The organism is Pseudomonas sp. P39-UII1, assembly GCF_039672635.1.
GTDB lineage: Bacteria > Pseudomonadota > Gammaproteobacteria > Pseudomonadales > Pseudomonadaceae > Aquipseudomonas.
This window is the reverse complement of sequence record NZ_JBDFPP010000001.1, coordinates 44,401-60,225: the sequence shown is the minus strand read 5'-3', so window position 1 is coordinate 60,225 and position 15,825 is coordinate 44,401. Positions and strand designations below refer to the sequence as shown.

The 15,825-nt window shown below is 61.7% G+C and carries 12 protein-coding genes; 1 reads left to right on the top strand and 11 read right to left on the bottom strand.

The genetic code is table 11. The annotated features are described in order from the left end of the window. Positions 1-43: 43 nt before the first annotated feature. The 3 genes from ABEH27_RS00270 to ABEH27_RS00260 form a co-directional block, all read right to left on the bottom strand. A complete protein-coding gene (locus ABEH27_RS00270; RefSeq protein ID WP_346611647.1) occupies positions 44-3,925 on the bottom strand; it encodes an RCC1 domain-containing protein in 3,882 nt (1,293 codons plus the stop codon). 132 nt (positions 3,926-4,057) lie between these two features. Next, positions 4,058-5,377 carry a hypothetical protein gene (locus ABEH27_RS00265; RefSeq protein ID WP_346611646.1) on the bottom strand — a complete coding sequence of 440 codons (1,320 nt, stop codon included), beginning with the start codon at positions 5,375-5,377 and terminating at the stop codon, positions 4,058-4,060. A gap of 65 nt (positions 5,378-5,442) precedes the next feature. Further along, positions 5,443-6,756, bottom strand: coding sequence for a DUF2599 domain-containing protein (locus ABEH27_RS00260; protein WP_346611645.1), 1,314 nt, complete (start codon positions 6,754-6,756; stop codon positions 5,443-5,445). A gap of 589 nt (positions 6,757-7,345) precedes the next feature. On the opposite strand from ABEH27_RS00260, the gene ABEH27_RS00255 reads away from it, so the two are divergent. Further along, a complete protein-coding gene (locus ABEH27_RS00255) occupies positions 7,346-8,227 on the top strand; it encodes a DMT family transporter (protein ID WP_346611644.1) in 882 nt (293 codons plus the stop codon). A gap of 4 nt (positions 8,228-8,231) precedes the next feature. Here the strand turns inward: ABEH27_RS00255 and ABEH27_RS00250 are convergent, their stop codons facing one another. The 8 genes from ABEH27_RS00250 to ABEH27_RS00215 all read right to left on the bottom strand — a co-directional run bounded on the left by ABEH27_RS00250 (position 8,232) and on the right by ABEH27_RS00215 (position 15,821). Further along, positions 8,232-8,702 carry a DUF4265 domain-containing protein gene (locus tag ABEH27_RS00250; protein WP_346611643.1) on the bottom strand — a complete coding sequence of 157 codons (471 nt, stop codon included), beginning with the start codon at positions 8,700-8,702 and terminating at the stop codon, positions 8,232-8,234. 176 nt (positions 8,703-8,878) lie between these two features. Next, the gene (locus tag ABEH27_RS00245; protein WP_346611642.1) at positions 8,879-10,108 is read right to left on the bottom strand and encodes a hypothetical protein; all 1,230 of its coding nucleotides are present in this window, start codon (positions 10,106-10,108) and stop codon (positions 8,879-8,881) included. Between the two features lie 176 nt (positions 10,109-10,284). Further along, positions 10,285-11,244: a PDR/VanB family oxidoreductase gene (locus ABEH27_RS00240; protein WP_346611641.1), complete on the bottom strand. Its 960-nt coding sequence runs from the start codon at positions 11,242-11,244 to the stop codon at positions 10,285-10,287. Between the two features lie 14 nt (positions 11,245-11,258). Further along, a complete protein-coding gene (locus ABEH27_RS00235) occupies positions 11,259-12,293 on the bottom strand; it encodes an aromatic ring-hydroxylating dioxygenase subunit alpha (RefSeq protein WP_346611640.1) in 1,035 nt (344 codons plus the stop codon). Between the two features lie 20 nt (positions 12,294-12,313). Then, positions 12,314-12,541, bottom strand: a complete 228-nt coding sequence (locus ABEH27_RS00230) for a recombinase-like helix-turn-helix domain-containing protein (protein WP_346611639.1) — start codon at positions 12,539-12,541, stop codon at positions 12,314-12,316. A 10-nt stretch (positions 12,542-12,551) separates the two neighbouring features. After that, entirely contained in the window at positions 12,552-13,520 is a 969-nt protein-coding gene (locus ABEH27_RS00225; RefSeq protein ID WP_346611638.1) for a VOC family protein, read from the bottom strand. Then, complete coding sequence (locus ABEH27_RS00220; RefSeq protein ID WP_346611637.1) at positions 13,517-15,007, bottom strand: aldehyde dehydrogenase; 1,491 nt, start codon at positions 15,005-15,007, stop codon at positions 13,517-13,519. Before ABEH27_RS00220 ends, ABEH27_RS00225 begins: the two co-directional genes overlap by 4 nt. 10 nt (positions 15,008-15,017) lie before the next feature. After that, positions 15,018-15,821: an aspartate dehydrogenase gene (locus tag ABEH27_RS00215; RefSeq protein WP_346611636.1), complete on the bottom strand. Its 804-nt coding sequence runs from the start codon at positions 15,819-15,821 to the stop codon at positions 15,018-15,020. Positions 15,822-15,825: the final 4 nt, after the last annotated feature.

Here is a 15,825-nt window from a genome sequence, read left to right as displayed (position 1 = left end):
CCGCGGCGCTTTCTTTGAAGCGCCGGCCTTGTTGTTGGCCCTGTTACCTACGTTGAGCGCGCAGCTTGTGCACCAGCTGGGCCTGTAAAGGCAGGCTGTTGCCGCCATAACGGCTGTCGCCCCAGGTCACAACCCTGCCATCGTCGGTCAGGGCGATGAACGCGTAGTAGGTGGAATAGATAGCCCTGACGCTGATCAACTGCCCCGTGACAGCGCTTGAGTTGCCACCTGTCGCTGCATCGCCCCAGCTTTTGACCGAGCCGTCGGCAAACAGCGCCGCGAATGCCTTACCGCTAGCGGCGACCTGAATCACATCTGCACGCCTGGCGATATCGGCTGGAAGGGTGCCCCCGCTGGACGCGAGCCCCCACGCTACGATGTGGCCATTTTTACGGCGAGCACAGAAGGCGGACGATGTGCCCGTCACTTCTACGATGTCGGTTAGCCTGGCTATTTCGACAGGTACCGTACCGCCGCGGCCTGCGTTTCCGAACGCCAGGACCTGCCCCTGACTGGTCAACAGGCAGTATGCATAATCGCCATGCGCTTCGATCGATTCGATATCCTCCCGCTGCTGGATGGCGGCGGGCATATTGCCAGTGCTGGATACGTCACCCCAAGAAAACACTTTCTTGCGCCCATTCGCTGTCACTCGCCGGGCTATGAAACCACTGCGACTGCCTTGGACTTCGACCACATCGTCAAATGCCTCGTAGGCTTGGGGAAGAACAGCGCCATAACCCGCATGCCCCCAGCAAGCCACACGGCCATTACTGCGTAATGCTGCGAAAGCATGGAAACTCGCGGCTACGTCAGTCACATCGCGCAGGTCGAGAATGTGTTGCGGAATCCTCCCGCCGTGCGTCGGCGCACCCCAGCCGGTCAGGCGACGTTCGCCAGTCTCACTGCCATACAACGCGACGAAAGCATCGTAGTTGGAGCGCACCTTGAGGAAGTCCCGCCTGGCGATGTCCTCAGGCCTCATGGTGCCGCCGTAGCCGGCGTGTCCCCAGCAAGTAATCGCACCGTTGAGCCGCCTGGCTGCCCTCGCCAAGATAGTGACGGATAGATCGACTACGTCATCGAGCACCGGTGCAACACCTATGCTCCCCCAGGAACGGGCGCTGTAGGCACCCGGGGTCGATGTGTCGACCAGGGCCGTGACGCCCTCTCTATTGCCTATCACGTTCGCGACGTTAAGCACTACACTGTTGGCGCGGGTGCGGACCTCGAGCAGCCGTTCAGGCTGCGTATCGCGCCAAGTCTGCCCAGGCGTCCAATCGGCATCTCCGCTGTAGCGCCATTCGGCAAGGACCGGCACCGATGTCGACGCATTGACCGCAGTCAGCCGGCGTGGGGGTGTAATATCTGCCCTTCCATCGACGTTGTAGCGCGCGCCCATGACCCGCAACGGTACAGCGCTGATCTCCTGGTTGACCGAGTACAGTTGCTCGGCTGATTCCTCCTCCCGACCATCCAGGGAGCGTATGATGCGGTAACTGAGTTTCAAACCTTGATTGACGTTGGCGGTGATGACGGCGGTCGGGACCATCACATGCAAGGCTCGATCTTCCTCGCCACTTTGCACGGGGTGAGTGAAGTGTTCCACATGATTGGAAACCAGCCCTACCAGCTGCACTACCACTCTATCGCCAATGGCCAGCCTGGCAGCTGCGGCAATGACCACCGTCGCCTGGCCGTGGAGGTCGAATGGGTTGATAGTGTCTTGCACCGCCTCATTGATCACGGGCAACGGCAAAGGACCGCGTTGTACCCGGAAGGTGACCACGCCCGACCAGTCCGAAGGGCGCCTGCGATCGAAGCGGAGGATTTCATATTGAACATCCACTTCGCCATTTTCACTGGCAAGTACATAACTCAGGTCAATCGGCAATGTGCGCGGCTGGCCTTCCTCTCCGCGGGCGACCGAGTCATGTACCTCGGTCACACTGTTCGCGTGATCGCCATCCCAGTAGACCACCACCTTGTCACCGGCAGCGAGGCCCGCGGACGCCGGGATGGTCACTGTCGCGCCATGGGTGAGGGTGGAAGGGTCGAGCGTGCTCTGTTGTAGCTCATTGACAGTAGGCAGCGCCAGGTCCAACTGCGGTTGTGCGCCCAGCACCAGTTCGAGATCGTACGAGATCTGGTCGGGTTGGTTGGGCCGTACGATGCGGTAGTAGGCTGTCACGTCCTCGGCCTGGATCAGGCCACCCACGAGCTGCGCCCGCGGAATCTGAAACCTTATGCTAGTGGCGTTCGCGTCACTCACGCGTTGCGTGTCGTGGTGGACCCCGCCGCTAGATGTGCTCCATTCGATTTCCACATCATAGGGTACGGCGACTGTACCGGGTAGCGTCACCACCAGATCGACGCCTGCGGCATATTCCGGCAGTGACGGGTCAAGCACGCCATTTTCGGGGGTTGGATCGAGTGATGGCGGCGCCAGGGTTTCTGGCGTTTCACCGACATCCAGTAAAGCCGACTCGGACGGGAGTCGCGCGTTGCCTCGGGTCACGGTATAGGAAATGTCCAGCGTACCGCCATCCAGCGGCAGCAGCGCCCTTGCCCTGTCGAGCCGGAACTCTGCATCCTCCCCGGCCTGGCGGATAGGCAACGCAGTGGGCTGTATCAGCAGCAATGTGGTGTCTGGCCGCCTACCGCGCCATGTCAGGGTGACTATATCGTTGGGCTGCAGTTGCGCGGCTGCTGGAATCACCACGATGACCGGGTCCAGGTCGGCGTCCACATAGCCTTGGCTGATGCCGTTGAGCTGTGGCGGCGGCAAGCGGAGTGGGGCGCCGACGAAGTTGACCCGGGTGCGCCTGGAGCCCTCCACCTGGCCGTCCTGAATGACTTCGTAGCTGGCCGTCCCACGCCCGCCCCATAACGGCTGCAGGTGCTCGGCAGGCAGGTCGAACACCAACGTACGGTTGCGCCGCACCACCCACTGTGTGCCCAGGTCGACCACGGTGATCACGCCTTGTGCGGTCTCTGCCGTCCAGGTCATGTTGACCTGCGCACCCGGCTCAAAACCCTCCGCTGGTGGGTCTATCTCCACACTCAGCCCGCTACTGCCAGGCTCGCCCGGCCTCAGGCGCAGGACGTCTCTTCCCGTTTGCGGATTGATCACGAAGGGCGCTGGCAACCCTGTTACCTGACCGTTCGGGATGACCGTATCGGCCGACCAGTCAGCGGACTCGTTACCCACCTCGTCAACTACGTAATAGCTGATTTGCACGTTTGCATCCGAGGCTCCCTCGACCGCATCCTGGGGAATGTCGATCACAACCGCTCTGCCAACTTCGTTGGGCTTGACCTCGTGCTCAAGCTCGTGCCCCGACCAGCTCAGGTGTATGCGGTCGTATCGACGCATCTTGGCGTAGGGCGCAATAGTTACTTTTACGTTTCTGCTATCCAACTCGATCGTGGTATGGGACACCTGGGGCGCCGCCAGCTCATCCGAATTGGCGGCATCTTCACCTGGATAATTGAACCGCACCAGCACGTTAAGGCGTGCGGACTGTTCTTCGCTATCAGTGCCGGTGCGCGTCAGGCCGTAGTACAGTTCGTTGATGCCCTCTGGGATATTTTCTGGCGGGATGTTCAGCGTTAGTGGAGAGCCGGGCTCACTGACCGTGTCAGTCCCGACCAGATCGTCACCCCAGTAGACCTTGATGACATCGCGCACCTGCATGTTCGGATACGCTTGGACAACCACCGGCAGGCCGGCACTGCCTTCGTTTATCAGATCACCACTGACACCCATTTCTGCGCCCCTCGTCTTGAGCGGTCGCACAGCGTCCGGAATGTAGATATGGCTCAGCGTTCCTGCAGTCACGTTGTTGGGATCAAGCCCTCTCAGGTACTCGATGAAATCATCGATATCAGTTTGGAGGCCATTTTCGGTAGTCCTGTCAGTCATTACCCTATTCCTCAGTCGATGCATGAGACATGTAATGTAGGGGTGGCGTCGATATGAAAGTTTGCAAGGGATCGACGCCTTTGTACTCACTGTTCAACATTGAATTGGCTAAGCGCTATAGACTGGAGGCTGTTATTCGAAGTGCTGATCTTCAGGTCGATAGGTCACCAACTGCCCATTTGGAGCCGCCGGGTCAAAACGTAGCAGTGGCAGATACCCAGTGCCGGTATCTGCATGGTAGTCGCGCTGAAAGCGCCTTCCGCCTGCCAGGCCCTGACCCGATACATCATAAGTGAGGGAGTAGATAAAGGCTTCCAGTGGAAGGCTGGCAGGAACATTACTGGGCCAGGCTGCCATCATTGATTCATTCCAGGCTAAACGCCCAGTCACGTTGGTCGACCTGATATCGCTGATGAGTTGGAATGAGGAAGCGTCTGTTCCGAAAGCACACGATTCGTTTGGGGTGCTACGATACCTGTTCAGCCATTGTTGAGCAGTTACAATTCCCAGGGCAGCGCAAGTACCTTTAAATGTACATATATTTGGCGGGCCACTAGTGCCGTTATCAAATGGATAAATACAGCGTAACGAAAGCCGTTGTTGCGTTGGAGTACCAGAGGGTAACATTATGAAACCCTGGGCTTTATAGGTGCGAGTGACCTTCATATCGGCGGCAAAGAAGCTAAAAGATACCCCGTTTGCCCTGATCGAAGAAGGGCTCGGATTCCATGCCCTGAAATTCCCCACGTCGGTCGTCCGAACCCACACCCCATTGCAGTGATAACGGCTCGTACCATCATCACAGGTGGGGGCTGTATCAGCGAAGCGCGCATTGATGCGTGACGCCACTGCATAGCCTTCAAATAACTGCTCTTGTTGTGCAAAGCCGAACGGCGTCAGTGTGTCGTCCGGCAAATAGCGAAGAAGCGGTAGCCATTCCCCTGTTGCCCGGTACCAGGCCAGTTGGTGCCTTTGCCCACGCCCTAATGCGCCCGGTGCACCCAACCGGTAATACAACGCCTGGATAGCTACTTTCCCTGGCACCGTAGCATCCCAGTTACTCACCTCTACGGTGTCCGGTTGCGGTCTTGCATGCACGTCATATTCTTTTTCCTGAGCCATCGCTTCAAAACGATTCATCAGGATAAAGCCGGTTTTCTCCTGCAGCGATGCAGCGGGGAGATCACTACGCAGGTAGTTGAATGTTTCGCTGCCCCGCTGGCTGGCTGCCGCATCGTGTTCCCAGAAGTTTTGCGCATGAGTTTGCGCCAAAGGCCGGGCCAGTACCCCGCTGCAGGCATAATCGGGTTGATTGGCCGCGCATTGCTCGGGTGTATCGGCCAGGCGTAAATTGAGCGCATCAGCGGTTTCGGCACCACTCATGGCCCAGGTATCAAGAGTGAACAGGCAGAGCAAGGCTAAGCCGCAAGTTCGCAGCAATACAGGACTCATCTTCGACTCCTTGGCGTGTGTAGTGAGATGTTCGTTAGCGGCTTGATGCCTTGCTACGGCATTTTTTACAGGTAGGGGACTGCCGGCCAAGCATTGCACCCTTCAGCTATAGATTGCTGATGGCTGGCATCGGGTCGCACCGGCTCCAGGTTGAATGTTGGTTTATTTCGTATTTGTCGACCGTTGTTAGTACCGGCCAAATGACAGACCAGTTGCCTACGCATGCCGCCACCATACTTGTCACCGCTCCAACGTGGATCATCACCATATCTTCTCAGCAGTTCTGCATACATGGCTTCGGTTTCATCCGCTCCTATGGTTCGTGCATGCGCCGTGGGGGTAACCGATAGCGTCCAGACGCCATTACCCAAATGAGGATCGCCATCACGCTGGATCCATGTTGCGCTCTGAATGTAGCCTGCGGGAGAAGTCTTGTTGATCGGTCGCGGCAGGTCTCGATGCTGCGCGTCAGCCTCGCAGGAGAACCTCGCTCTGCTGTTTGCGTCCTGCGGGAAGTCCATTTTGATTACCGGCACCCATTGCCCGGTCTGCTGGTAATAGTCAAACTGGTTTTTCATGGCTTGCTTCTTCCCAGTTCGAATGCTGTAGAAAAATGCTGCTACTGGAGCTTTGTCCTTTTCCCAGGTGACAACGCGCAACTCTGTCTGTATCTCCTTCGCCTCTGTGGTGTCGGCGATTGCTTGGCGGGCAGCAATGAAATTTTCAAACGCCTGCGTGCGCTGTGCACGGGTCAGGTTCTTGTGCAGGCTGAAGCCGCATTGTTTTCTGTGCCGCGAATTGCGGCTACTCGCGTTTAATGAATTGTAGTGTTGGGTCCAACTCGTAGCATTGTTGACCCCCAGCGCTTGGCAGCTATCCTCCACTTCTACAGTGCTCGAACTATCCAGGCATCCTCTTCCACTGCGAAAGTCTGTCCAGGCGTCGATTGGAAACGCACAGACTACATTCAATTTTTTTTCCCTATCGTTAACGAATTGCCGTGGCGTAAATATGATCCCGTTATTTGCGCTCAAGCCCGGGTCTTTATAGGCGATACGGTCACTCCGCATCCAGGACACCGATACGCCTCCGGATTGCACCGATGCGGGGCTGGGATTCCACACGTAGTATTTAAGTGGATCCGTGGGCGCGGGGATTTTTTCAGGGTTACCTGACCTTTCATCCCATCGATGAGTAGCCCTTAACATGACGCCACTGCAGTCGACTGCCGGATCTGCACCGCACGTCGATCTTGTGTCGGAATACCAGTTATTAATTTCCCTGGCAACACCTTCGCAGGTTGCAGCATCAGCAACTGTGGTAAAGAAAAACAGCGGCACTAGAACGGCCGAGGCAAACCCGCTTTTCATGTCTTTCATGGTGGCTTCCCTTCCGGTTTTTTTTGAAACTGCGGCCCATGCTAGGACTGCACTGCACCTGCGCCAACTGGCAAAAATGCTAGTTTTTTGCGCTATTTGATTACACTTAATTAACTTGGCGTTCAGGGGTGAAGGTCACTCAACCGATGACATAAGGCTCGGCGAGCAAAGCCTGGGTCTCAGGCTGCTTCGCTATTCACTGTGGAAGGAAGTGGAGGAGTACCGCGCGCTCTACGAAAGATCAGGCAGCGATTGTCAGCCGCTAAGCGCCAGGCTATAGTCCAGTTCGTCAATGTCTTTTGATGATCCGGTAATGCCAGCCACCCCTTCCACCACAAGCTTTGCCTTCGCGCCAGTCGCGGGCACGGTCGTGCGTGGCAGCCAGCAGCCGGCCATGATCAGTCATTACCCACCACCTGTCAGTGGCGTCGTAGGCGGCGTAGCTCCGCCTCGCTGCGTGGTCGTGCTGGGCTGATCGGCTTCTGGCCGCATCCCTTCACACGCGCAACCTACTGAACACGGTCGGCTACTTCCCCTGCTGAAGTTCACGCCCACCGTTCGGCTTTTTTGCCCGAATACAGGTGCAACCATGTCTGTCTTTTCCAAAGCTAGCGTGGCCTCTGCGGCCACTACCAGCCTGTTCGTCCTGCTGTGGAGCAGTGGCGCCATCGTTTCCAAACTCGGCCTGGCCCATGCCAGCCCGTTCGCCTTCCTGCTGTTGCGCTCGGCGCTGGCCCTGGCCGGGTTGTTGCTGATCGGCCCGTTGCTGGGCCTGCGCTGGCCGCGTACCGGGGGGGCGATGTTGCGGGCCCTGGGCACCGGCTGTGTGCTGCTCGGTGCCTACCAGATCTTCTACCTGCTGGCGCTCAATACCCATGTCACCCCTGGGGTGATGGCCACGGTAATGGGTGTGCAACCGATTCTCACCGTCGTGCTGATGGAGCGCCAGCGCTCGGGGAGCCGGCTGTTTGGCCTGGGCCTGGGGCTTGGCGGGCTGGTGATGGTGGTCTATCAGGGCATCAACCTCGGCGGCGTGTCGCTGGCCGGGATGCTGTTTGCCTTGCTGGCGCTGGCCAGCATGACCTTCGGCTCGATCCTGCAGAAGCGCATCACCGACAACCCCATGGGCACCCTGCCGCTGCAATACCTGGCGGGGTTTGCCATGTGTGCGGTGTTCGCACCGGTGCAGCCGCTGCACGTTGAGTGGGCCAGCAGTTTCATCGGTGCGCTGCTGTGGATGGGGTTGGTGGTTTCGCTGCTGGCGACCTTGCTGCTGTACCGGCTGATCGCCAAGGGCAACCTGGTCAATGTCACCAGCCTGTTCTACCTGGTGCCGGCGGTTACTGCGGTGATGGATTTCCTGATTTTCGGCAACCGCCTGGCACCGCTCAGCCTGCTGGGCATGGGGCTCATCGTGGTGGGTTTGCTGTTCGTGTTCCGCAGGCCGGCGGCGCGCTTGGCCGAAGCGTAGGGCGTTAGCGGAATTCTTCGGGGATGGCGTGGCGCAACACGCCTTCCTCGAAATCCAGGGTGCCGGCTTCGCGTTGGGTCAGCAGGTAGTAGAGCAGGGTGTCGAGTGTACGTGCAGGCGGGACTTCGACGGCCAGCATCTTTACCGCCTGTTCGACTTCGCAGGGACATCCGAAATCTTCCAGTGCAGCGCGGACCTGTTCCAGGTCGCCCGCGGCCTTTACCAGTATGCGGAACACCGAAGCACCACCGCTTTGCTGCAGGGCTTCGAACCAGGACTGCTCGCCGTCTTCACGGATGCTGATGGTGTCACCGGGTGCGATACCGTAGGCGTAAAAGGGGATGCTGTCGACCTGGTAGCCAGCTGCGGTGGGCTTTGCCCAGAGGCCTTCGACCGACGCGGGAGGGTAGCCTTGGGCATCCTGCTCCAGGCGCCAGAGCACGATCTTGTAGGCTGGGGTTTGCTCGGGGGGCATGGGGCGTTACGCGTCAGGAGGGCTGCCCATCGTAATGCGGTTTGGTTGTGTTGTCTGTACCGGCCTCATCGCCGGCGAGCCGGCTCCCACAGGTACTGCACAGTGCTCGAGAAGAGTGATGTATCTGTGGGAGCCGGCTTGCCGGCGATGAGGCCGGGAGAGACAGAATCAAAATTTCAGAAGTAATAGCCGATGTTGATATTGGTCCGGTAATACCAGTCGTTACTGCCCACCGAACCGGTGCTGGTCCACCCCGTGCCATTCTCGGCCCCACCAAACGGGTTGGCATTACGCGCCCAGGTCAGGTCGACCCAGGCCATGATCGGCATGGCCAGGAACTGCGCGCCGACGGTGAACATCTGCGAATCGTCCCAACCGTGCTCATCCTTCATCATGCGGCTGTAGTCGGTATAGAGCTTGATCTTCTTCAACTGCCCAAGCTTCGGGGTGAATACGTCGTAGCCAACGTTGACTGCGGCAATGGTCGCCTTGGCGGCGATCAGGTAGGCCGGGGTCAGGCCGTTGCCGCCCATCAGCACCGCGTCATCGCTGACGCCCGCCGAGTTTTTCGGGTCGTATTCGTAGCGGATTGCCTGGCCGGTCACGGTCCAGGGGCCGGTGTTGAACAGCGCGTGCACGCCGCCCGCCCAGTAGTCGCCGTCATCATGGGTAGTGGCGTTGTACAGCTGGGCTGCGGCCAGTGAAGCGCCCAGCTCGGTCTTCCAGCCATCGCCATTGAATGTACGGGCGACGCGGGCGTTGAGCTGGTTGCGCTTTTCGTTGTCCTGGCGCGACTGGGTGAACGGCACGGCGTTGTCGTCGAGGTCGGCGTAGCGCCCGACCTCCGGCGAATAGCGCAGGCTCGACGGCAGCATGCGCGGGAAGTAGCCCAGTTGCAGGTCCCATTGCGCGTCCTTGTAGCTGTACTTCAGGCCCGTGCCGGCGCTGACGCCGTAACCCATGAAGAATGGGATGTGATAACTCCAGCCGAACTGCGGGTAGGGCTCCAGGCCGAACGGTTTGAACGGTGCGCCCAGTTGCAGGTTGGCTTGCGGACTGAAGCGGTAGCCGATGTAGCCGCGGTCGATGGAGCGCTTGCCGTCGTCCTGGAACCAGTAACCGACATCGCTGAACAGTTGGCGATGGCTGGCCTGCACGTCCAGGCGGAAGGTGTCGAAGAGGAAGCGGCCGTTGTTCTCGGTGGTGTCCCAGTGTTCGTCGCGGTAATTGACGCGCAAGGCGCCGCCGATGTCGAGGCTGCTCTGGCCGTCGTCGCTGCGCCAGGCGATGTGCGGGAAGGGCTTTTTCGCGGTGGGCGGCTGGTCCGGGGCGGCGGGGCCGGGTTCGGAGGCGAAGCTTGAGCATGCGGTGACCAGCAGACCGAGGGTGATCAGGTACCTGTTCATGTTGTGCCCTGCAAGGTTGGGGAGTTTTCGCAGGCAGCAGCGGGCCGTCATCCCATCAAGGGATGATTGGATTGGCTGGCTGAATGCGGAAAACGGGGGGTGGTTTTTATTGTTTTAGGGTGTCAGTGCCGGCCTCTTCGCGGGGCAAGTCGGATCGCGAAGAGGCCGGCACCGATTCAAAGGTCGAGCACCAGGCGCCGGCTCTTGCAGCCCGAGACACACACCATCATCGATTTGTTCGCCGCCCGCTCAGCCTTGCTCAGCACCCCGTCGCGGTGGTCCACATCACCCTCCAGCACGCGGGTTTCGCACGAGCCACAGACCCCCTCGCGGCAGCTGTATTCGATATCGCAGCCGGCTTCGAGCAGCACATCCAGCAGGTTCAACCCTGGCTCGACGCTGACCGTCTTGCCCGACTTGCTCAGCTCGACGCTGTAGCTGTCCTGGGCATCTTCCGAAGCGGCCACTTCGGCGGCGGTGAACCGTTCGATATGCGCATGCGGGTACCCCAGCCGTTCGCAGGTCTGCTCGAAGGCATCGAGCATCGGTGTCGGCCCGCAGCAGTAGAAGTGCGTGTCCGCAGGGCGCCCGGCCAGGTAACTGGCCAGGTCCGGCAGGCCGCCTTTTTCGTCGTTGAAGTGGTACAGCACCTTCGCCCCCAGCCCACTGATCTCGTCAACCAATGCCGCCTCGGCGCGCGAGCGGGCGCAGTAGATCAGCTCGGCCGAGCGCCCCAGCGCCAGCAGCTGGCGGAACATGCAATAGATCGGCGTGATGCCGATGCCGCCAGCCACCAGCACGCTGTGGCTGGCGCGGGTGTCGAGGGCGAAGTTGTTGCGTGGCTGGGAAATCTGCAACTGCGTGCCCACCCGCAGTTGCTCGTGAACGTAGCGCGAGCCGCCGCGGCTGGCGCGGTCGTGCAGGATGCCGACCACATAACGGCCCTGGTCGCTCGGGGCGTTCAGCAGCGAGTAGCTGCGTACCAGGCCGTTGGGCAGGTGCAGGTCGATGTGCGAACCGGCTTCGAACGGCGTGAACACGGTATCGCCCCACGGGCGCAGCTCGACGCTGATGATGCCTTCGGCTTCATGGCGCAGGGTGTGCACCAGCGCGCTTAGGGTGCAAGAGTTGGACATCGGTCACCTCAGGCTCAGGCCAGTTGCTGGGTTTCGATCAGGGCCAGCTGTTCCTTGGCCTTGCCCTTCAGGTAACGGCGCAGGCGCACCACGCCCAGGTCGTGCTGGTAAAGGTTTTCGCGCTGGTTGGCGTCGAATTCCATGAACTCCAGCAGCACCCGGTCCTGTTCCAGCACCGCCCAGTGGCGTGCCTCCAGGCGGTTCTTGTAGAGGAAGCGCCAGGTGTCGCGCTGCCAGCCGGTCAGCGGCCGTGCGCGCCAGTGGAACACTGCCGACAGGGCACGGCTGCTCGGTGTGTAGCTGCCGATGATGGTGAAGTTGCCGCCCGGGCCGCCGGTCTTCGGGTAGGGGATTTCCAGGCGCAGCCAGTGGCAGCCGTTGTCGAGGAACTCGGTCCAGTCGAAGTTGACCCCGCGCTGGCCTTCCTTCTCGAAGAAGAAGCCTTGGTCGGTATCACGGGTGACGAACTTGGCGGTGGCTTCGCCTTCGCTCATGGAGTGCGACATCTTGTGCAGGTAGGTGCCGTGCATCGGGTCCATGACGTTGTCGAGCACGTAGCGGTAGTCGCCTTTCCACTCGGTGTAGCAGAGGAAGCTGCTCCACTCGGGCGAGGTCAGCTGCTCGGGCAGCACCAGCTCCGGCGGCGTGGCCAGGTGCGGGTCGGTGGCGTTGAACAAGAAGATCGCCCCCGCCGCCTCGCGGGTATGGAACATCCGCGTCGGGCGGCTGCCTTCGAGCTTGCAGCCGGGGCTGCCCGGCACCTTGGTGACGGTGCCATCGCAGCGTACTTCGACGCCGTGGTACGGGCACTGCAGGCGGTCGCCCAGCACCGGCCCCTGGGACAGTGGCGCACCGCGGTGCGGGCAGTGGTCTTCAAGGGCGTGGACGCTGCCGTCGTTGTCGCGCCACAGGGCGATCTTGTAGCCCAGGCGGCGAATCGAGACGGGTTTTTCGCCCAGCAGCTGCGACGGTAAAACCGGGAACCAGAGGTCTTTCAGGCCGTTGGCCAGGTGCTGTTCAACAGGGTCGACGGTAATCTGCATGTTCATTTTGTTTTACCTCCGGCGGGTCATTCGCCCAGCCGTGCCATCAGGGTTTTGAAAGAGTCTTCGGTCCATTCACCGCGGGTCAGCGGGCAGGGCGGGCCGGCCAGGTTGAGGTGCGCGAGCAATTCGCCCAGTTCGCTCACGCCATTGCCGTAGGCGCGTTCGATCGAGTCGCCGAGCAGGTCTTCGAACGGCGTGTTGGGGCGTTTGCGCGCCTGGTGCGGCTGCAGGTAAACCTCGGGTGTGCTCATGGGAGTGGCCTCAGATGTTCTTGGGTTTGTCGGTGAGGAACTTGCCTTGCGGCGCTTCGATATTCTGCTGGCGTCGGGTATTGCCATCGATGCCACCGGCGATCGCCCATTCGGCGAACACCGTGGGCCCGGGTTCGAATTCACGGGGCTGCCAGTCGCCGGTCAACTGGTCTTCGTCGGCGTAGTATTCCACCAGCGCCCCGGCCGGGTTCTTGAAGTACCAGAAGAACGCCGACGACACCGGGTGCCGGCCCGGGCCGATCTCGGTGGCCCAGCCGCAGCGGGAAATATGCATGCCGCCGCCGAACACCTCGTGCAGGTCACGCACGGTGAAGGCCACGTGGTTGAGCCCGGCGCGTGGGGCCGGTAGCTGCAGCATGAACAGGTCGTGGTGGCCGCCTTCTTCGGCGGTACGCAGGAACGCGCCGCGGTTGGGGTAACGGTCCGAGGCCTGGAAGCCGAAACGCTCGTGGTAGAAGGCTTCACAGGCATTCACGTCCTTGACGAAGAACACCACGTGGCCCACTTCGATGGGGGTGGCGCGCTCGTAGACCGGTGCCGGCTTGTTGATCCGGCCCTTGGTCTGCCAGGTATTGTGGCCGCTGCACTCGATGTCCAGTGCGTGCTTGCGGGTGACCTGCAGGCGGATCGCCAGGCCGTTGGGGTCGGTGCAGCCGATGCGGCCGTTGCCTTCGACGAAACCCGGGTCGTTGGCGATGCGCTGGCTGTACAGCGCCAGGTCTGCCTGGCTTGCGACGCCCCACACCACCTCGCGCACGGTCGAGCCGGGCTCTATGGCCGGTGGCAGGCCAGGTTTGTCGATGGCCGCCAGCACCACGCGGCAACCGTTGAGGGTTTCGAAGACCACCTCGTCGGGCTGCTCGCTGACCTTGCTCAGGCCCCAGTCGGCGAAGAAGCGCGCGCAGGTGGCGAGGTCTTCCACGCCATAGGTGACTTCGTCGATGCCCAGTACGCTCATTGCCCTGCCTCCACGCCGGCCCACGCCAGCGGTTGTTGGTTCATGCCCCAGTAGAGGCTCTTCTGTTCCATGTACTGCAGGATGCCCAGGCGGCCTTTTTCACGGCCCAGGCCGCTGTCACGCCAGCCGCCGAAGGGCGTCGAGATGGAGAACTGCTTGTAGGTGTTGATCCACACCGTGCCGGCCTGCAGCTTGCGGCCCAAGGCCCAGGCACGCTTGTAGTCGCGGCTCCAGATGCCGGCGGCCAGCGCGTAGAGGCTGTCGTTGGCCTGGGCCAGCAGTTGCTCTTCGTTGTCGAACGGCATGGCGACCAGCACCGGGCCGAAGATTTCTTCCTGGCAGACCTGCTGGTGGTTGCTCAGGCCTTCGAGGATGGTCGGCGGGTAGAAGTAGCCCTGGTCGAACAGGCCGCCGCTCGGGCGCTGGCCGCCCAGGCGCAGGCGGCCACCCTCAGCCAGGCCCAGGGCCACGTAGCGCTCCACCGACTCGCGGTGGCCGGCGCTGATCAGCGGGCCCATCTGCGTGTTTTCGTCGGCAGGGTCGCCCAGGCGCAGTTGCGCCGCGGCGGCGGTCAGGCGGGCCATGAATGGCTCGTACAGGGCACGGGCGACGAACAGCCGCGAACCTGCGATGCAAGCCTCGCCCGAGGAGCTGAAGATGCCGTACAACACACCGGCCACGGCGTGGTCGAGGTCGGCGTCTTCCAGCACGATGGTTGGCGACTTGCCGCCCAGCTCCAGCGACACCGGCATCATCTTGTCAGCGGCGATATGGGCGATGTGCTTGCCGGTGCGGGTACCGCCGGTGAACGACACACGCTTGACCAGTGGGTGGCGGGTCAAGGCGTCACCCAGCAGCGAACCCTTGCCCGGCAGCACGCTGACCAGGCCCTTGGGTAGCCCGGCGTCTTCGCAGATGCGGGCCAGTTGCAGGGCCAGCAGCGGGGTGATTTCCGCCGGCTTGATCACCACCGCATTGCCGCCGGCCAGGGCCGGGGCAACCTTTTGCGCCTCGCTGGCGATCGGCGAGTTCCACGGGGTGATTGCTGCGACCACGCCCATCGGCTCGTACACGCTCATGCTGACGAAGTCGCCGCGCGACGGGGTGATGGTTTCTTCCAGCGTTTCGCAGGCGGCAGCGAAGAACTGGAAGGTGCCCGCAGCACTGGCGACCAGGGCGCGGGTCTCGTTGATCGGCTTGCCGTTGTCCTGGCGCTGCAGTTGCGCCAGCTCTTCGGCACGCTCGCGGATCAGCCCGGCGATGCGGTACAGCACAGCGGCGCGCTCATGCGGTTTGCGCTGGGCCCAGCCGCTGTGCAAAAAGGCCTGGTGCGCGCCCTGCACGGCGGCTTCGACATCCTCCAGGCTGGCGGCATTGAGCCAGGCCACCGGCTCGCCGGTGGCGGGGTAGCAGGTGGCGTAGCGTTCGCCGCCACCCAGGCGCCAGGTGCCGGCGATGCAAATGGGTAAGGTCTGTTCCAGAGTCATTGGCAGTCCCCTAGATGGAAATGGCATGGGCGTGGTTGCCGAGGGCGCGCACCACGCTGTAGACGGTCAGTGCCGAGGTCTTCGGGTTGGCCGCCAGCGGCTTGCCGCGCAGGCTCATCTCGAAGCGGCCGAAGGCGCCACGGGCTTCGACCTGGTGCACGTTCTCTTCGCTGTGCGGGTCGGCGATCAGGGTTACCCGGGTGCGGTCCAGGCCAAGCCCCGCCAGCGACAGGGTGGCGGCCACATTGGCGTTCTTCGGGTACAGCCGCGCCGCTTCGCGGGCGCTGCCATCGAAGATCACCGTCGCTTCGCTGAGCGTGCCCAGCGTGCACACCTGCTCGGCCGGGGTGTCCTTCCAGGCCTGGGCCGGTTTGCGGCCGGTGTAGGTGACCGCATCCAGGCCGCCGACCTTGGCCGCCGACAAGGCATCGATGCCACCGATGGCGCCTGGCAGCAGCTCGATGCGCGTGTTACCGCGCGCTGCTGCGGCTTCCAGGCGTTCGACCAGGCCGGGCTCGGACAACGCGCCCACCGACACGATCAGGCAGGCGATGCCGCGCTCCAGCGCTGGCAGCACGTGCTCCTCGATGGCCTTGTGGCCGGCGCACTCGACCAGCAGGTCGGGGCAGTGATCGCTGGGCAGGGCAGTGAGCACCCGTGGCGGCTGGCGAAAGCTGGCCAGGCGCTGGCGCACCAGGTCTTCGGAGCCGGCCGAGGCGATCACCGCGTCCACACACAGCTGCGGGTCTTGCTCCAGCAGTTCGAGCACGCTGACGCCAATGGCGCCGCAGCCGATCATGGTGATATGCAACATGGCA